Origin of the sequence: Methylophilus medardicus (assembly GCF_006363955.1) — a bacterium.
GTDB lineage: Bacteria > Pseudomonadota > Gammaproteobacteria > Burkholderiales > Methylophilaceae > Methylophilus > Methylophilus medardensis.
Map to the genome: position 1 here is coordinate 1,842,660 of NZ_CP040948.1, position 18,101 is coordinate 1,860,760.

The 18,101-nt window shown below is 47.7% G+C and carries 21 protein-coding genes; 12 read left to right on the forward strand and 9 right to left on the reverse strand.

Translation table 11 applies throughout. The annotated features are described in order from the left end of the window. The first annotated feature begins 11 nt into the window (after positions 1-11). Positions 12-518 carry a helix-turn-helix domain-containing protein gene (locus FIT99_RS08710; RefSeq protein ID WP_140003932.1) on the forward strand — a complete coding sequence of 169 codons (507 nt, stop codon included), beginning with the start codon at positions 12-14 and terminating at the stop codon, positions 516-518. Next, positions 494-1,660, forward strand: a complete 1,167-nt coding sequence (locus tag FIT99_RS08715) for a TniQ family protein (RefSeq protein WP_140003933.1) — start codon at positions 494-496, stop codon at positions 1,658-1,660. The genes FIT99_RS08710 and FIT99_RS08715 overlap by 25 nt, the downstream gene beginning before the upstream one ends. A gap of 156 nt (positions 1,661-1,816) precedes the next feature. Here FIT99_RS08715 and FIT99_RS08720 read toward each other — a convergent pair whose 3' ends face one another. Beyond that, positions 1,817-3,007: an ammonium transporter gene (locus tag FIT99_RS08720; protein WP_140003934.1), complete on the reverse strand. Its 1,191-nt coding sequence runs from the start codon at positions 3,005-3,007 to the stop codon at positions 1,817-1,819. A 224-nt stretch (positions 3,008-3,231) separates the two neighbouring features. Then, positions 3,232-3,906, reverse strand: a complete 675-nt coding sequence (locus FIT99_RS08725) for a hypothetical protein (RefSeq protein WP_223261161.1) — start codon at positions 3,904-3,906, stop codon at positions 3,232-3,234. Between the two features lie 79 nt (positions 3,907-3,985). Between FIT99_RS08725 and FIT99_RS08730 the strand changes: the two genes are divergently transcribed. From FIT99_RS08730 to hslO, 4 genes are all read left to right on the forward strand, one after another. Further along, a complete protein-coding gene (locus tag FIT99_RS08730; RefSeq protein WP_140003935.1) occupies positions 3,986-4,294 on the forward strand; it encodes a DUF3301 domain-containing protein in 309 nt (102 codons plus the stop codon). 4 nt (positions 4,295-4,298) lie between these two features. Continuing rightward, positions 4,299-5,156 carry a tRNA glutamyl-Q(34) synthetase GluQRS gene (gene gluQRS, locus FIT99_RS08735; RefSeq protein WP_140003936.1) on the forward strand — a complete coding sequence of 286 codons (858 nt, stop codon included), beginning with the start codon at positions 4,299-4,301 and terminating at the stop codon, positions 5,154-5,156. Between the two features lie 119 nt (positions 5,157-5,275). Next, positions 5,276-7,492: a TonB-dependent receptor gene (locus FIT99_RS08740; protein ID WP_223261319.1), complete on the forward strand. Its 2,217-nt coding sequence runs from the start codon at positions 5,276-5,278 to the stop codon at positions 7,490-7,492. 88 nt (positions 7,493-7,580) lie between these two features. After that, complete coding sequence (hslO, locus tag FIT99_RS08745; RefSeq protein WP_140003938.1) at positions 7,581-8,453, forward strand: Hsp33 family molecular chaperone HslO; 873 nt, start codon at positions 7,581-7,583, stop codon at positions 8,451-8,453. A 19-nt stretch (positions 8,454-8,472) separates the two neighbouring features. Here the strand turns inward: hslO and FIT99_RS08750 are convergent, their stop codons facing one another. Beyond that, on the reverse strand, positions 8,473-9,273 hold the full coding sequence (locus FIT99_RS08750; RefSeq protein WP_140003939.1) for a TrmH family RNA methyltransferase: 801 nt from the start codon (positions 9,271-9,273) through the stop codon (positions 8,473-8,475). A gap of 114 nt (positions 9,274-9,387) precedes the next feature. Here FIT99_RS08750 and FIT99_RS08755 point away from each other — a divergent pair, with 114 nt between their 5' ends. The 3 genes from FIT99_RS08755 to FIT99_RS08765 all read left to right on the forward strand — a co-directional run bounded on the left by FIT99_RS08755 (position 9,388) and on the right by FIT99_RS08765 (position 11,515). Continuing rightward, positions 9,388-10,104, forward strand: a complete 717-nt coding sequence (locus FIT99_RS08755) for a pseudouridine synthase (RefSeq protein ID WP_140003940.1) — start codon at positions 9,388-9,390, stop codon at positions 10,102-10,104. 41 nt (positions 10,105-10,145) lie between these two features. Continuing rightward, positions 10,146-10,469: a quaternary ammonium compound efflux SMR transporter SugE gene (sugE, locus tag FIT99_RS08760; RefSeq protein ID WP_140003941.1), complete on the forward strand. Its 324-nt coding sequence runs from the start codon at positions 10,146-10,148 to the stop codon at positions 10,467-10,469. Positions 10,470-10,543: 74 nt separating this feature from the next. Continuing rightward, positions 10,544-11,515, forward strand: a complete 972-nt coding sequence (locus FIT99_RS08765) for a GGDEF domain-containing protein (protein ID WP_140003942.1) — start codon at positions 10,544-10,546, stop codon at positions 11,513-11,515. A 43-nt stretch (positions 11,516-11,558) separates the two neighbouring features. Here FIT99_RS08765 and FIT99_RS08770 read toward each other — a convergent pair whose 3' ends face one another. Next, on the reverse strand, positions 11,559-12,005 hold the full coding sequence (locus FIT99_RS08770) for a glycine zipper domain-containing protein (protein ID WP_140003943.1): 447 nt from the start codon (positions 12,003-12,005) through the stop codon (positions 11,559-11,561). Positions 12,006-12,129: 124 nt separating this feature from the next. Here FIT99_RS08770 and FIT99_RS08775 point away from each other — a divergent pair, with 124 nt between their 5' ends. Next, positions 12,130-12,735, forward strand: a complete 606-nt coding sequence (locus FIT99_RS08775; RefSeq protein WP_140003944.1) for a lipocalin family protein — start codon at positions 12,130-12,132, stop codon at positions 12,733-12,735. Between the two features lie 48 nt (positions 12,736-12,783). Here FIT99_RS08775 and FIT99_RS08780 read toward each other — a convergent pair whose 3' ends face one another. The 5 genes from FIT99_RS08780 to FIT99_RS08800 form a co-directional block, all read right to left on the reverse strand. After that, complete coding sequence (locus tag FIT99_RS08780; protein WP_140003945.1) at positions 12,784-13,215, reverse strand: BON domain-containing protein; 432 nt, start codon at positions 13,213-13,215, stop codon at positions 12,784-12,786. A 146-nt stretch (positions 13,216-13,361) separates the two neighbouring features. Further along, on the reverse strand, positions 13,362-13,877 hold the full coding sequence (locus tag FIT99_RS08785) for a BON domain-containing protein (RefSeq protein WP_140003946.1): 516 nt from the start codon (positions 13,875-13,877) through the stop codon (positions 13,362-13,364). Between the two features lie 132 nt (positions 13,878-14,009). Continuing rightward, positions 14,010-15,440 carry a sensor histidine kinase gene (locus tag FIT99_RS08790; protein WP_140003947.1) on the reverse strand — a complete coding sequence of 477 codons (1,431 nt, stop codon included), beginning with the start codon at positions 15,438-15,440 and terminating at the stop codon, positions 14,010-14,012. A 196-nt stretch (positions 15,441-15,636) separates the two neighbouring features. Further along, positions 15,637-16,371, reverse strand: a complete 735-nt coding sequence (locus FIT99_RS08795; RefSeq protein ID WP_140003948.1) for a DUF3667 domain-containing protein — start codon at positions 16,369-16,371, stop codon at positions 15,637-15,639. A gap of 41 nt (positions 16,372-16,412) precedes the next feature. Continuing rightward, positions 16,413-16,745 (reverse strand): EF-hand domain-containing protein, encoded by a 333-nt coding sequence (locus FIT99_RS08800; protein WP_140003949.1) that lies wholly within the window; start codon positions 16,743-16,745, stop codon positions 16,413-16,415. A gap of 409 nt (positions 16,746-17,154) precedes the next feature. Here FIT99_RS08800 and FIT99_RS08805 point away from each other — a divergent pair, with 409 nt between their 5' ends. Together FIT99_RS08805 and FIT99_RS08810 are read left to right on the forward strand one after the other, a co-directional pair. After that, the gene (locus tag FIT99_RS08805; RefSeq protein WP_140003950.1) at positions 17,155-17,571 is read left to right on the forward strand and encodes a DUF883 family protein; all 417 of its coding nucleotides are present in this window, start codon (positions 17,155-17,157) and stop codon (positions 17,569-17,571) included. Positions 17,572-17,583: 12 nt separating this feature from the next. Beyond that, entirely contained in the window at positions 17,584-18,084 is a 501-nt protein-coding gene (locus tag FIT99_RS08810; RefSeq protein WP_223261162.1) for a phage holin family protein, read from the forward strand. Positions 18,085-18,101 lie beyond the last annotated feature (17 nt).

The window sequence follows — 18,101 nt, forward strand, 5'->3', positions numbered from 1 at the left end:
CAGGGAGCATCATGGCTCCAGCAACTAGAAAGTCTATCTGCGTAATAGCACTTTGCCGCGAGGCCCCTCTGGATAGGGGGCTTCGATGGCTAGCTTGGCCTCTTCATATCGGTTTTGAGCAATATCTCAATCAAAACATAAAAAAATCATTCCAACAATATATGTATTTATGCATAATATCATGGATGAAAATTGAATATTCACCAGTGCAACTTTCAGCAAAAATAAAAGCTAAAAAAATTACCCAAAAGCAGATAGAGATTGCTACTGGTGTTAGCCAATCTCAAATTAGCAGACTATTATCCAGCGAAAGATTCAACAATTCTAAGTCGTATAGGAAAATATGTAATTATGTATTTTTAAACAATGAAAAAACAACTAGAGACTTGGTTTTAAATAATGAAGATTTGATAAATGCATTATCCACCGTCTGGGATGGTAGCGAAGACCAGGCAAAACTAATCGCCGATGTTATCTATTCTCTAGGAGGCTTATGCGTACGACCGCAAATGAAATAAGTTCAGGATTGATAATTCCACCACTAATGCCAGATGAATTTTTGGCTGGATACGCTGGAAGAGTTTGTAAGTTAAATGACTTTAATGACCTTGAAGCTCTGCGAATGCATTATTACAAGAAATATCTAAAGAAAAACCCAGAGCACAAAAAACAACAATTGCTAACTTACTTAGCACAGGAGTTACAACTTACTGAGGAATTTCTATTCAAACACCATAGCGTCCTGAAGGTCTGGCAAAACCACTTAAAAATAAGTAACAACTCATTTGATGCTCATAAATATTGGAGTTGCACTCTCAAGGCAGATCAATCAACTCATGCCTTTTGTGAAAAATGCATATCTGAAGATTTAAACTTCCATGGTTTCAGTTATTGGAAAACGCAACATCAAATACACGGCTTCGACGTTTGTTACAAGCATGAAAATGAACCACTCAAATATAGGCAATCAAATAACTCTCTTCGTTACTCACCATTCTGGAACTTGAGGTCCAACAACTCTCAAACCAATTTAATCGATTCAAACAGTTCAAATAATGTTTTTATCAATAGATATCAGAGATTCATAAAGGAATATCTCGACTCTGACACGATATTGCCTGTCCGTAAACTTTCAACACATCTGCGAAATACAATAAACTCAGATGAGTGGAAAATTAAAAGAAATGTCGATATTTCATCACCATCTCAATACATTGTTGATAACTTTCCAAAAGAATGGCTAGAAATACATTTTTCAGCCTTTTTCAAACATAACACTAGCAAAATACCTGCTTTAGATCGTTGCTTAAATCCGTATAGTGCAGACCCATTAACTGAAGTAACCCTGATAATTCTTGCAATGGCGGCATTCCTTGAGAGCTCAGATTTTTGGTCTTTTCAGGCCAAATTTCAAACCAAACATCAATTACGTGCAATACCGAGAGAAAAAGATAATGAAATTTTAGAATCATTTATACGAAACGGAAAATCTATCAAACAAACAGCAATAGATCTCAATCTTAACTACGATGGATTAAGAAAAAGACTAAAAAAAATACAAAAAGGGATAGGGACTGCTGATAAAAATTCTGAGACAACCAAATTATTGTTGAGTCAAATTCCCATAAGAAATTACACCCGTCAGCTTGTTCATATTTAAAACCTAAGCAACACGTACTGACCAACAAAAAAACCTGCATATCGCAGGTTTTTTTGTTGCTTAATTTCCGACAGGCTTTATTTTCTAAAGTCCATTTTCCGACAGACTTTATTATCTCCCGACAGACTTAATTATCTTAAGTCAATATTTTTTTGATCAATCCCCAGAAACAGAAGGGATTTTATGGATGCTTAAATCAGCGCCGTCGAACTCAGATTCTGCGTCCAGACGAATCCCAACAAATTTCTTCAACAAGCCGTAGACCAGCACACCACCGACCACGGCAATGACGATGCCAAGCAGTGTGCCGAGCAATTGGCTCATGAAACTCACACCGCCCATACCGCCCAAGCTGGTGCAGCCAAAAATACCAGCGGCCAAGCCACCCCATGCGCCACACAAGCCGTGCAGGGGCCATACGCCAAGCACATCATCGATTTTGAGGCGGTTTTGCGTGACCGTAAATGCCCACACAAACAAGCAGCCAGCCACTGCACCGGTGACCAACGCGCCCAGTGGGTGCATGACATCGGAGCCAGCACAGACGGCAACCAGCCCGGCCAACGGGCCGTTGTGCACAAAGCCGGGGTCATTTTTACCCAGCACCAGCGCAGCAAGTGTGCCGCCAACCAGTGCCATCAGCGAGTTGACTGCGACCAAGCCTGAGATGTTTTGGATGGCCTGTGCTGACATGACATTAAAACCGAACCAGCCGACGGTGAGAATCCACGCGCCCAATGCCAAAAATGGAATATTTGAAGGAGGATAGGCATGCAAACGACCTTCTTTGGTGTAGCGGCCGTTACGCGCACCCAGCAAGATCACTGCAGCTAACGCAATCCAGCCGCCCATAGCATGCACGACGACCGAGCCGGCAAAATCGTGAAAGCCCACTCCAAAACTGCCCTTTAACCAGTCTTGAAAGCCATAATGGTTGTTCCAGGCGATGCCTTCGTAAAAGGGATAGACCAAGCCTACGATGAGAAAGGTGGCTGCTAACTGCGGATTAAATCTGGCCCGCTCAGCAATGCCACCAGAGACGATGGCGGGGATCGCAGCGGCGAAGGTTAACAAGAAAAAGAATTTGACTAGGTCGTAGCCATTTTTTGCCGCCAACACCTCGGCGCCATTGAAAAAATGAATGCCATAAGCAATGCTGTAACCAATAAAAAAGTAGGCAATGGTCGACACACAAAAATCCACCATGATTTTAACCAAGGCATTAACTTGGTTTTTTTGACGTACTGTGCCGACTTCTAAAAAGGCAAACCCCGCATGCATGGCGAGGACCATGATGGCTCCAAGCAAGACAAACAACACGTCATTTGCTGACACTAATGCTTCCATTTCGCTCTCCAACTATAAGTATTATTAGGGTGGCGTTTTGCTTTATTGCACGCCTTATGTGAAATTTGCACGCACCAAAAATGCACAAATTTTTATGCGCATGGCTAAAGCAAATTTCAGACCATTTTTATGTGATTGATTTTAAAAGAAAGTGCTAGGGGAGCAAGCCAAAATTGCACCAATATTGAACTAACGAAAGTGCATTGCACAATTTTAGTGCAAATTTAGATAATTTCCGGCGGCTGCAGTTGTTTGAGCATTTCGGCCGCATCGGGATGGGCTGCCCAAAAATAATAAAACTCGCGCACGGCATTCAAAAATAAATGACGTGTGTTCTTGAGATTAAACAGCGGCAACGTCGCATCGGCGGTGATCCGGAACGCATTTTTTTCCGAGAGCGGCGCTTCGCGCAGGCGCAACAACATCAGCTTAGCCATTCGGGTGCGCAACTCGATATCCATCTCTTGCTTGTTTTCCATGGACTTTAGCGCCTTCACATAGCCATTGAGCGCCCACAGCTCTGACGTCTCAAATTTTTCAGATTGCAAGGCGGGCCACACGGATTGAAGATCGATGACCGCGGGTTGCCAGCCAATCGGGTGTAATTCAAAGCCCACTGTTTCTGCGTATTGCATGACCGCTTTAACATCCCCGCGCCAAAACGGGTAAAACTCACGGATAATGGTGAGTAACTCGGGCCAACGCTGGGCGGGTTTATCTGCCAAGCAATCGTCTACCGCTTGGCGATAAGCGGCACTGGTGCTTGGCTGATTTTGAAGCATCGGGGTCAGTTCAGCGAGCAAGGCATCCCGTTGCGCCATAATGCTGGCATCCGCCCCTTTGCCATGCAATAAATTATAATAAGCTTGAATAGCATTTGCTTCGCGGGTTGAATTCATAGCGGGCTGCACTGATATAGGAATATGAACTTGAATCATCATACACTGAAACACTTGGTCGCTTACGGGGAGAACAACGATGGCTGAATGGGCTTTATTAGCCATTTTAATTACAAGTGCTTGGTTTTGGATGGATTCGATTGCCAAACGTGAGGCGGCATTAAAAATCGGCCGTCAGCTGGCAGAGCGCTGTCACTTGCAGTTTTTGGATGAAACGGTTGCCTGCGCACGCGTGGGTTTCGCGCGCGATCACAATGGCCGCATGCAACTGCAACGCACCTATACGTTTGACGTTTCCAGCCAAGGCATAGAGCGTATGGCCTGTCATTTACAGTTGCGCGGGGCGCAACTGGTGGCTTGGCATATTCCACCTTACGCGGCAAAGTAAGCGCATGGTGGTTGGCCGCTTTGCCCCCTCTCCCACCGGGCCTTTGCATTTTGGCTCTTTGGTCGCCGCCGTTGCCAGTTATTGTGATGCAAAAAGTCGCCATGGCCAGTGGTTATTGCGGATTGAGGATGTGGATCAGACCCGATGCCTACCCAATGTCAGCGATGACATCATCAGCACCTTGCAACGCTTCGGTTTTGAATGGGATGCTGAGATTATTTATCAAAGCCAGCGCACTGATCTATACGCGCAGGCGCTCTCACAATTACGCCAGCAAGGTCTAGCTTACCCTTGCACCTGTTCACGCAAAGAAATTGCCGATTCAAGCACTTTGCAAGGCATAGAGGGCATCCTCTATCCGGGCACATGCTTAGTGCAGCCAGTGAAACCGGGTACAGCTGCCGCTTGGCGCATCAAAACCGACGCACAAACCATCCAGTTTCACGACCGTATCCAAGGCGTGCAACAGCACCAAATGCGTCGGGATATCGGCGATTTTGTCATTCAACGCGCCGATGGCTTATTTAGTTACCAACTGGCCGTGGCCGTGGATGATGCCTTGCAAGGCATCATGCATGTGGTGCGCGGGGCAGATTTATTACATTCCACGACGCGACAAATATATTTGCAACAACAACTTGGCTTCCCCACACCCACCTATGCGCACATTGGATTGGTGCGCAATGCACAAGGCCAAAAGCTCAGCAAACAAACTCTGGCGGCGGCTTTACCTAGCGATAACCTTGTCAGCACATTACGCAGTGCCTTTGACTTTTTACCTCAACTCCCGAACCCAACACCCGCGCTGCAGTCTATGCCTGCACTGTGGCAATGGGCGATCGAGTCCTGGCAATTGCATTAACGCGCATCGTTGCGCAATTGATCCCCCATGGCACAGAATTTATTAGATTATTATTGATAACGATTATCAATTAGTTTAACATTCGCGACAATCATTCAATGAGTATTAAATTGACTACTATGAAACGTCCTGCCACTCCCCGTCTCACCCCTCGTCCTGTATTGATGGCCTTTGGTTTTTTGATGGCTAGCGCCGCGCTACCAGTCACAACGTTAAGTGCTGCAGAAAGCAATGTCATCGAGCTAGAAACCGTTGAGGTGAAGGCAAGTAAAAAAAGCGACACCAAGCCCATCAGAGGCTATAACGCCAAACGCTCCAGCACGGCTACCCGTACCGATACCGACTTGATCAATGTGCCGCAAGCCATTACGGTCATTACCCGTGACATGATGCAAGACCAGTCTATGCAAAGCATTGCTGATGCCGTGCGCTATGTGCCCGGCGTGCAAGCCGCACAAGGCGAAGGCAATCGCGATCAACTGGTGTTGCGCGGCAACCAGACCACGAGCGACTTGTTTGTGGATGGCATGCGCGACGACATTCAAACCTATCGTGATTTATACAACACTGACCGTATCGAGGTTTTAAAAGGCCCCAACGGCATGATCTTTGGTCGAGGTGGCGCGGGTGGTGTGATCAATCGGGTCAGCAAAAAAGCCGGTTGGGACCCAGTGAAAGACCTCAGCGTCAGCTATGGCAGCTTTGATCACCGTCGCATCAGCGCAGACTACGGTCAGGGACTGACGGACGAAGTGGCATTCAGACTCAATGCGGTCTATGAAAACTCTAATTCTTACCGTGATGGCGTGGATTTACGACGCTATGGTTTTTCACCGACGTTTACGATCAAGCCAGGCGATAAAACCGAAATGGTATTGAGTGCAGAGTACTTTAAAGACGAGCGCATTGCAGACCGGGGGGTGCCTGCACAGGCAACACGCACGGGCGCACTGACGACAACCAATGCAGATTTTAATCGCCGACCATTCAGAATTGGCGATTATGATCAGTTTTTTGGTAATGCTAAGCTCAGCCCAACCGAGACGGAAACCGTTGCCTTCAATGCAGCAATCAGCCACGCTTTTGATAACGGTGTGCAAGTCAAAAATAGCTCACGATTAGCCTTTTATGATAAGTATTATCAGAATGTTTTTGCTAACAGCCCAGTGAGCACCACAGGCCTACTCAGTCTCGCCGCCTACAGAGATGAAACCAAACGTGAAAATCTGATTAATCAGACGGATATTACTTACACACTGAAAACCGGTGAAGTTGAGCACAATGTATTAGGTGGCTTTGAAATCAATATACAAGATACGCGAAACAACCGTACTGCACCGACGGGAACAACAGACGATAATGGCACATTTACCTCGACCGCATCCTCCCAGTCGCCTTTTGGTGTGCCAGTAAACTTCAATCGGTTGGTGAGAAATCAGCAAAGTGACTTCACAGTAATGGGTGTCTACATGCAAGACCAGATCGTATTTAACCCCCAATGGCAAGCGGTCATAGGCTTGCGGCATGATCGTATTGATACAGACTTCAGGGATCTGAGACCAACAGCGCCTGTGAGTAACATCAACGTAACCAACAACTTACTCTCACCACGCGCTGGTTTAATCTTTAAACCAAGTGACAATAGCTCAATCTATGCGAACTATAGCACCTCATATGTTCCACGCGCCGGCGATCAGCTCATTGGACTTACTGTTTCTGCAGCCAGCTTCAAGCCAGAAAAGTTTGTGAACAAAGAAATTGGTGCCAAGTGGGATATCCTACCATCCCTGTCATTAACGGCTGCAATCTTTAAACTGGAGCGGGAGAACATATTGGCTGCTGACCCAAACTCACCAGCCAATAACATCTTGATCGATGGCCAAGAAACTACTGGCCTAGAGCTTAGTTTGAGCGGAAAAGTTACTGATCAGTGGCAAGTCATGGCTGCTTATACTTTACAAGAAGGCGAAACGACCAAACAGCAAGGGGCTGGTAACGGAGCTATTCTTGCAGGTAGCGCATTAGCGTTAACACCTACTCGCACATTCTCTTTATGGAACAAATACCAAATCAATGATACCTGGGCAATTGGTGTAGGTATGGTGAGTCGTTCAGAGATGTATGCCGCCCCGCCTACTGCAAGCCAAAGCACAATTCTCCCCGGTTATACCCGCTTTGATGCCGCAATTTTTGCCAAGCTCAGCCCCAAGTGGGACGCGCAGGTCAACATTGAGAACCTGACCAACAAAGACTATGCATTGTTTGCGCACAACAACAATAACATTACGCCGGGAGCGCCATTAAATGCGCGTGCGACCTTGAATTACCATTTTTAAACTTTGTAGATAAAAAAATGCCCGCCTTGTGCGGGCTTTTTCATGTCGTGCATCAGCAGGCATCCGCTTAAATGTTAAAATAGCGGTTATGACAAAAGCACATTCCCAAGACTATCTGCATCCCTTTATTTTTGAACAGTCAGCTGTGCGTGGCAATTGCGTTCAGCTTGATCAAAGCCTGTTTACTGCGTTAGAGCATCAGCCTTTGCCAGCGGCCTTGAAAAAAACCATTGGTGAGTTTACGGCGGCCAGCGTATTGCTCACGGCGACATTAAAAATGCAAGGCAAACTGATTTTGCAATTGCAGAGCCAAGGCGCGCTGCAGTTACTGGTGGTCGAATGCACCTCAGACTTGAGTATTCGTGCCACGGCGAAAGTCAACGGCGAGCTAGAGGGTGACACGCTGACCGATTGGTTGAAACATGGCCAAATGGTGATCACACTTGTACCAGAAGCAGGAGAACCTTATCAAGGCATCGTCCCGCTCGAGGGCGACAGTATTGCCAGCATGCTGGAAAACTATATGTTGCGCTCGCAGCAAATTGATACCCGTCTTTGGCTGGCGGCTGAGGGCGACAGCGCAGCAGGCCTGCTGTTGCAAAAGCTACCGCAACAACAAGAAAGTGATCTCGATTGCTGGAACCGCGTACAGCATTTGGCAGGCACCGTCAGTGACCGTGAGTTGTTGGATTTAGACGCCGTGACCTTGTTGCAGCGCCTATTCGTAGAAGAGGATGTGCGTTTGTTTAGCAGCCGCGAAGTGCTGGCCTATTGCAGCTGCTCACAAACCACAGTCACCAATATGTTGCAAATGCTCGGATTGGCCGAAGTGCGTAGTATTTTGGACGAACAAGGCAGTGTGCAGATTCAATGCGATTTTTGTAATAAACATTATGTGGTGGATGAACAAGAGGCCATGGGCCTATTTGACGCCGACGATGACCATGCGCTCACCCACTAACCATCAGCGAAGTGCCGCACTAAGCCAGCGATAGCGCCAAACGTTGGCGCTGGCACTCAAACAGGGCCACGGCGGTCGCTGCGGCGGCATTGAGTGATTCCAGTGCTAATGTCCCCTGATGCGCCATCGGAATCGTGATGCAAGTATCCACTGCAGATTGAAGTGCCTTCGAAATCCCGGCGCCCTCGTTCCCTACCGCAAACAACAGCGGCTCACGTAGATTTTGTTGGTACAAGCTATCGCCTTGCATGGTCAGGGCGAGTGTCTGACCGCCAAACGCACTCACCAGAGACAGTGCGTTGACGCCTTCAACCACCGGCAGCACAAATTGTGCGCCTTGCCCCCCACGCAACGCCTTGGGTGACCAAGCATCGGTACAGCCTTGAGTCAGGTAGGCAATTTGTACGCCAGCGGCAGCGGCTGTGCGTAACATGCTGCCCAGATTGCCCGGGTCCTGAATATCTTCAATCAGTAGGGCAAAGTCTATGGTGGATGGCACAACAGCCTCAGGAATATCGACCAGCGCCATCACGCCGCTGCTGGAAGCCACTGGTGTTAATTCGGCAAACATCAACGTGGGCAACAACATGGTATCCACATCCGCTAACTGTTGAATCAGCCCAGTCGCCTCTACACTGCTCTGTCCTTCAGGAATAATCAACAGCCGCGGTTCGCCATACACCTGCCAATAAGCCTCAATCAGATGAACACCCTCTAAAAGGCTGGACGCTGTTTTCTTCCGTTCACGCGACTGGTCAACCAGTTTGCGTAATTGTTTAAAGACGGGGTTATCGCGCGAAGTAATGTGTTTAAAAGCCATGCGATGATTATACTTGAATTGATCAGGGGGCTTGTGGCGGCTTACCGCTCTTTTACATGCGTGTGGCCAAGCAACCACGCCATGGCCCGGCGCCAATTCACGTATAATCTCGCTATGGCAAAATTATTAGACTTAGAACGTATTCTGCACCGGCAGGGCTTTGGCACGCGTAAGATGTGCCGCATTTTAATCATCAACCAAGCCGTGACGGTCAATGGCGAAATATGCGATGATCCAGACGCTAAGTTTGCACTCGATGACCAGTTGCATTTCACCGTCGATGGCGACGCTTGGCAATATCGTGAACATAGTTATTTGCTCATGCACAAGCCAGCGCACTATGAGTGCACGCACAAAACGCAATTTCATCCCACCATTTACACATTGCTGCCCGAGCCGCTGGTGGCACGGGGCGTACAATGTATCGGTAGGCTGGATGAAGATACCACCGGTTTGATTTTACTGTCTGACGATGGGCAGTTCATTCATAAAGTCAGCTCACCCAAACACCATGTCCCCAAAGTGTATGCCGTCACCTGCAAACATCGTTTGAGTGACGAAGATCTGCAACATTTGTTGTCGGGCGTTAAATTGATCGATGAAGAAGAAACCATTACCGCCCTCGCCGTCACCCGTCGCACAGAAACACTCATAGAAATGACATTGGCCGAAGGCAAATACCATCAGGTCAAGCGAATGATTGCCGCCATTGGCAATCGCGTGGAGGAACTCCAGCGCATCCGTATCGGCCAACTGACCTTACCAGATGATCTAGCCGCTGGCCAATGGCGTTGGTTATCTGCCGAGGACTTAATCGCAGTACAATCCTAAGGTAGCGGCTGCATGCAGGCAGCATCATTTAAGGGGACATCATGACTTGGCTCGTATTAATTATTGCAGGCTTGTTTGAAACAGCCTGGGCGATTGGCCTGAAATATACCGACGGCTTTTCTAAGTTCTGGCCCTCATTTTGGACAATCCTCGCCATGGTGATCAGCGTCTGGTTACTCGGTCTGTGTGTCAAACAGCTGCCTGTAGGCACCGCCTATGCAGTGTGGGTAGGGATTGGCGCGGTAGGCACGGTGATTGGCGGCATATGGTTATTTAACGAACCAGTGTCAACATTACGTGTCATAAGTTTAGGCTTAATCATGGCCGGTATCATTGGTTTAAAACTGGCCACTACAACTCCTTGAGTGAGCATCCTGCTGCGCTGACAGCCCCTCCACCTGATGATTAACATCACTTTAAACAAACTGGATGGTTTATTTTGCAAACACCCGCAATTCCCGCAAATGAAATAGAGCGCTTGCATGTGTTGCGTGCGTTAGCCATTTTGGACACCAAAGCAGAAGAACGCTTTGACCGGGTCACCAGGATTGCCACCCGCATGTTTAATGTACCGATTGCAATGGTCACGCTGGTAGATGCGAATCGCCAATGGTTCAAATCGTGTATCGGTCTGTCAACCACCGAGACATCCAGAGATATCTCCTTTTGCGGCCATGCGATTTTGGGTAATGAAGCCTTTGTGATTCATGATGCCACCGAAGATATTCGGTTTCATGACAACCCGCTCGTCATCGGAGAGCCGCACATTCGATTTTATGCTGGCCGGCCAATTCGCACCACGCATGGGTTTAAAATTGGCACGCTGTGTCTGGTTGATTCGCAGCCGCGCACATTTTCAGCCAAAGATATCAATGACTTGGATGATTTGGCCTGTTTGGTTGAAAGTGAGTTAGCGGCCATTGAATTGGCAATCATGGACGAACTCACTGAATTGAGTAATCGGCGCGGCTTTAGCATGCTGGCAGAAAAATATATCAGTTATTTTCGCCGGCACAAGGTGTTCGCATCGCTGGTGTTTATCGATTTAAATGGCTTTAAAAGCATCAATGATACGTTTGGCCACGAGGTCGGCGATCAAGCGCTACAAGCTTTCGGCAAAGCCTTGAAACATGTCGGACGAAGCTCTGATATTTTAGCCCGGCTGGGCGGCGATGAGTTTGTGGTGTTGCTGTCAGGCACACGGCCGCCTGAGGCGCACTTGTTTATCAAGCGCTTAAAACAGTATTTAGAAAACGTTAGACAGCAATCACAGCAACCCTATCAAACCTTATTTGCATATGGCGTGGTCGAGTTTGACCCGCATCAGCCAACATCGGTAGACCAATTGCTGCTTGAAGGCGATGCCTTAATGTATCAACTGAAAAAAAACGGCACGGCAAGTGCAAGTTAACCCGCTTGCCGCACCTTCATTCAACCGATAATCGATCTAGGCTTTAATCGTGACCACGGTGTCCGCGGCCATGATGATGACCATGTTTTTTGCCTTTTTTAGCGCGATGCGGACGGTCATAAGGATCCGGCTCGTCAATCACCTTACCCACTACCGCGCCACCTGCACCGCCCACGCCAGCGCCGACCACAGCACCCGTTGTGGTACCACTGACTTTACGGCCGACCATTGCCCCCGTCGCACCGCCGGCAGCGCCACCTAAAATCGCCCCCGTTCTTCCAGCGCGCCCAGTCGTGGCCGCCCCGCCCAGTCCGCCGCCCACAGCGCCGCCAATGACTTCACCGGTCGAGCCACCCAGCACACTGCCAACAGCAGTACCGGCTGCAGCACCGACTCCCCCACCTAAGCCTGTTTCAAGATTGTCCGCCATGACCTGCGTCGATAACAGTAAAAACACGCTCAATACTTTAAAACTGATGTAATGCTTCATGACCTGACCTTCGTTGCCTCTCAAAATTAACCAACGGTAACTTACAATTCGTTCTAGACGCGATTGAATTTATGCTATTTTAGTCGGTCTTGCACTACAACATTGATTCATACACAAAATATTTATGCTCATACGCCCTTCGCATTACTTTCCTATCCTTTTTGCACTACTGACACTCTCGATCAGCGCTTGTACTGAACCGTTACCCACGCAGGCCGAACAAGCGATTATTAGCCGTTTTGACCCGAATCAGTATGTGGGGACTTGGTACGAAATCGCTCGTTTGGAAAATCGTTTTGAAAAAGGGCTGGAACAGGTTACCGCTGAATATAGCGCTGAAGCGGACGGCACACTTAAAGTAGTCAATCGGGGCTTCGACCCTGAAAAAAATGACTGGAGCACGGCTACTGGTAAAGCAAAGTTTGTCGATCCACCCAATGCAGATGGCAGCCGCACGGGCCGCCTCAAGGTGTCTTTCTTTGGGCCATTTTATGGCGACTACCATATTCTCGAATTAGACCAACCTTATTACAACTACGCGTTGGTCAGCAGTGGTCGCGACTATCTTTGGATACTCTCGCGTACACCACAATTGGCTTATCCCATTAAACAGCACCTGATGGCAAAAGCCAAAGCGCTGGGTTTTGCCACCGAGCAGCTACTGTTCATCCGTCAAGCCAACCAGATCGAGTACGAAACCGGTCGACATGTGATGCCGCAGCAGCAATAACTCTTTGCGGGTCCAGCCGCGGGCACGCTGCTGCGCGCCGCCCGCAGTTCATTGCGGGTCTGTGGGGGTGTTGCCAGCCGCTGGCACGTCCATTGGTTCATTACCCGCCGCTGGTGCTTCCATCATCGGGTCCAAGCCATCTGGCGCCGGCGCAGCCACTACTTCACCGGTCTCGTAGCGCAATGAACCAAGCACTGCATACACACCCTCTGACTGCTTAGCCAGCTTCGTCACAGTTTCAGCATCCTGTTTCGAGGCAACTTCACCTCGCAGTTGCACAACGCCTTCTGCATCGGCATCCACTTGTACCGCAGAGATGTCTATGCCCTGATTTTGCAGGCTGGTTTTAACATTATTCACCACAGTGTCACTCGGCAAAAAGTGATACATTGGCTCGCCTTTGGCCATCGCATGCACACTTGCGGAAAGCAATGCTGCAATTAATGTACTCTGGATCAGATATCGGTTCATCGTTATCATGATGTTGCCTTTCTGTTGAATAAAGGGGGCGGATTGTTCAAGTTGTACAGAGGATGAATCAGTCAACACATGCAGAACAACCCGCCGTAAAAAAAAAGCAAGCTACGCAATGGGGAGAGAGTCAGTAGCTTGCGAGGGGGTGTTTATTAACCTTTTACCACGATGGCATTTTTGACAGATTTGACGCCTTCAACGCCAGCCACCAATTCCTCGGCTTTAGACTTCAGCGACGCCTCAGACACAAATCCACTGATCAGCACCTCACCTTTGTGCGTTTCTACGCTAATCTTGAGTGACTTGAAAGCCTCTTCTTCTAGCAAGCGCGCTTTCACTTTGGTGGTGATCCAACTATCAGACATGGCGCCTTTAATGGCTTTTTGACTGGTTTGCGTTTTCAGCTCAGCATATTCTTCATAACTTAGGCTGCCATCTTTGTCATGGTCATACGCCTTGAAGTCACGCTGCTTGACCGCTTTATCTTGTTGGACCTCGGACCAAGTCAGGGTTTGATTGGTATTTTTGTCGAGGGCGTTAAATTGTTCCAGATATGGTTTATCACCGTTCTGGACTTCCTGCAAATCGAATGCAAAGGCATTTAATGTGATGGTTGCTGCCAACAGGCCGCCAAAAATTGTGGCTTGTGTATAGGTTGAGATTGACATGAGTGTCTCCTTTTTTGTAAGTCAAAACAGTTCGCTGTCTTGTGTTGCCATACTAATGGGGAAAGCACTTGGGGTCAGTCGTCCAGCGACTGAATCCCCTGTCAGAATGGGACTACATGGGCGCGCGCGGCTTCAGGCAGCGTCAGGTTCACTCTTGAGGTAAGGTAATAACACACGGGTGCTGGTGCCCTGTTGCGGGGCACTGGCGATTTCATAATGCCCGCCAATCGACTCCACACGGTTAGACATGCCACTGATGCCATGCGTGCTATTCGTGAGCTTCTTGGGCTCAAACCCAACACCATTGTCGGCAATTTCTAATTTGACATGCGTCTCATCATGCATCAAGTGGACCGAAACGGCGCTCGCCTTGGCGTATTTACTGCAGTTATTCAAACTTTCTTGCACCAAACGATAAATAATCAGGCTCACAGTCTCATTAATCGCCATTTCTTGCTCTGGCAAAATAACATCCATTTGCCATTGGTTACGCACTCTGGCCTCATCAATCAAATTTTGCAATGAGGCGATCAAACCAAAACTCTTCAGCATTGCCGGATGCAGGTTTTGTACGATTTCACGTTTAAAGTTAATACTGCGATCCAGATATTGATTGGTTTTCTTCAGCTTTTCGGTCACTTGCGGCAACTGATCTTTCAAGTGCTTGATAGCCCAAGAAACATCCATTTTGATTGCGGTGAGCAAAGAACCCAACTCGTCGTGCAGCTCTCGTGACAGTTGATAGCGCTCATGCTCTATATTGGTTTGCGCCAGCAATGCTTGGCCTTGCACCGTGGTGGTCAGCCGCTGAATATTGCGCTCATACTCCGCGTTTTCATCGGTCAGACGCACATATAAGTCTGCTTTTTCGGCAAGCTCTCGCAATAAACGTCGAATCACCAGCACCACCAGCGACACAAAAATAAGCGGGCAAGCCATGACAAACCAACGCATGAGCTTGCGCGTAGTATCACGGTTTTGCGCCACCTGACTGCGGTAATCCAACACAAGGTTTTCAAACCGACGTGACAACACTTCAATATTCCGGCTCTCTTTGACCCCAGAATCCAGTTTGACCACATCTAGCGCTTTGTCAAACTGTCGTTTTTTGGCGAAATCAATGGTCACACTCATTTCAGCTGATTTTTTAACGATACTGTTAACCAGTTCATTCATGGTGGTTTGAATGATCGGGTGCCTGACCAGATTGGTGTGGTTTAACAGTTTGTTGATATTTTGTAGCTGTTGCCCGATCTGTTTGGTAGCCTCGTCATATGGCTGAAAATAGTTTTCTGAGCGTGTGAGCAAATAACCGCGTTGAGCACTCTCAGCAATTGCCAGGTGTGATTGTGTTTTCCAGGTCTCGAGCAACAGTTGATCCAACATCGTGACAACATCGGTCTTTTCGCGCGTCGTGACAATAAAGCGATCATTCACCACCAGCATGGCGGCGGCGAGAATCAGGCTGACAGTCAGTAATGCAACCGTGTTACCACCAAAGGTATCACTGATTCTCTCTAACCGGTCAAGCAAAGCTATGAGTGTTGTTCTTAATTTTTGCATCGCGGGGTCAGGTGTGTTCTAGCAATTCGGAATAATATGGCCAACAATTGCATTGCAGACAAAGCATTAATGCATCATATCCAACTTGAGATATATCGGCAATCTAAACCTGAGCGCGATTCTGTGATTGTAAAACAGGTATTCTAAAAGCGCGCTTGAACCTCCCCTTACGGCTGGCCAACGCGCTATTATCCGTTTAAAAGATGCCCTGTTGCATCCAAAGAAAAACCACCCCACACATCGTCAACAGCACAATAAACAGCAACATCAACAGCAGGTATTTCACCACGATCTGTAAGTGATATTCGGCCGACATCACCTTAGAAAACACCAATCCCAATACCGTATAAAACAATATGGTAAATAGCGTCGGGCTCATCAGGCTGAAGCCCTGAACGCGCCAGTGCTCAAGCACCAGCTGTAGTACAGACAACACCAAGCCATAAGAGACTAAATAGAGTTGAATCGCCACATGTTCTGCATAACGATACCCGGCCCATTTAAAGCTGATATGAGTCAGCCATGCAAATGGTAAGCTGGTCAGCAACAAAGAGAAACCCAAGTTCTGGTAAAAGCTTTGCAGAAAATACTTGATCAATACTATATTTCGGCTATCAGTCGCAGCGATATGGGCTTTCAGGGTATGGTCACCCAAATAAGCATTAAACAGCAGATAGATACCCGAGGTAACAAACAATACCGAGAGCGGTTGCGCAATCTGCATGCGTTTACACTGTATAAAATCGACGATGGTTTGGGCAGGGTGTAACAGAAAGCCCAACAGCGTCGCGTTCCCAGCATGCAATGGATTGATTTTACTGAGAAGTTGCTGACTAAAATAGGCCAGCGTCACCGGTGGCTCAGCGCTTTTCTGTCCGCAGTGGCTGCAAAAATGTCCGGACACCTCACGTGTACAATTTTTACAGATCATACGACACCTCCCCTCCTGACCGGCACATCCCTAGCCCGGTCTTAAGGCATGTTTTTATAGTATTCATTGGTATTCCCCTGCAAAATAAATTGGTCATATTCTTTTTTAGAAACAGTGCCATCATGATCGGCATCCACTTTGATAAATAGCTTGTGATCAAACAGCGCTTTGTCGCTGTAACCGACCGCTTTTGCTGTTTTCACCGAGCGGTCCTGCATATAAATCGCCCACTCGTCTTGATTAAGTCTGCCATCATGATTGCTATCCGAATACGCAAAGTTATCTTCATAAATACGCTGATCCAGCGCGACACACCCCATCAGCATCAGGCTGAGTGCGGCACACATTCCTGTTTTGGTCATGGTTTTGGTCATGGTTTTGTTCCCCCCTCTTTTCAAAGGAATAATGCCCTGGACGCTGCTTTTTAAGACCCGGGATGAGCGGAACACTATCACCAAATATTAACATATGTAAATATTCGTTTAAAGTCGTGTGCGACGCAACGAGTGATCAAACATGGTGAGACGAAAGGTCGCTTGTCAAACTGCAGGCGTCAGCGTAAGGTAAACAGCGATAGGTGGATGTCGAACGTGCGCGGCAAACATGCAGGGCCTCGCACCCTGTCAGAGAATTCTGACTCGGATATCGGTGACTAGCTGATGAGACATCCTCTGTATTTGGATTACGATGATCCCATGTTGAAAACAATCCTATTCAGTTCAGCTTCATACAAACTGAATGTTTTCATTTATATGTCCGACGATTTAAATAAGGAGTTTCAAAATGTTTAATTTTTCAAAAGACAATGTTGAGAACACAACTGACCGTTTAGCCAAAAAATCTGACCAAGCCATTGAGCAAATTGCTGCGCAAGTAAAATCCACCGCCAACGAGCTATTGGATGCGGTCAATGACACGGCTGACACCACGCAAGACAAAGCAAAAGATTTGATTCAAACCCTGAAGAGCAACATTGATCGGCTCACCAATGAAGAAAATGCTGCGGCAATCGCATCCGATCTTTCTTCTAAAGCTGGCCGTGTGAAGGAACAAGTGCAGCGCGAAGTCAGCGATACTTATCATTCTATTAAAGATAAAACAGTGGATACTGTGCAAGAGCATCCGCTTGGCACCGTGCTGGTAGCCGCTGGCGTTGGTTTACTGATAGGATATCTGTTAGGCACCAAACGTGGTGAGTAAGCAAGGAAAGTTATGTGGTTAAACCTCTTGAAATTTGCCGCTGTTTTATTTTTAAATCGCAAAGTGAGCGCTTTGAAAAGTAGTCTATTCAATTTGCGACATCATGTTGCCGATTACACAGAAGACCGTGCGCAGCAATTAAAACAGGACTTTCTGGAGGAAACCGAGCGCTTGGCCACCAGCATGGTAGGCATGCTGGTGGTTTTTAGTATGTTCATTTTTACTGGGCTGCTTGGATTGATGTGGTTGTTCTCGCTGTTGTGGCAACACCCGCATCGCACACTGATTCTAGGATTGGCCATGCTGGTACCGACGATCATTGGTATACTCGCTTTTGTGGCAGTACGTGCCATCTGGCATAAAAAACCGCTATTTGCGGATTCGCTGGCCATGATTAGTCAAGACTGGCAATTGTTTAGACAAGAGATGGCACCAGCCCCAGATGCAGCACCAGCACCCACTGGCGAGACAGAGGCTGCTAGTCCCGCCCCTGCACAAAAAACACCTGACTAACAAGTTTAAGAGAACCA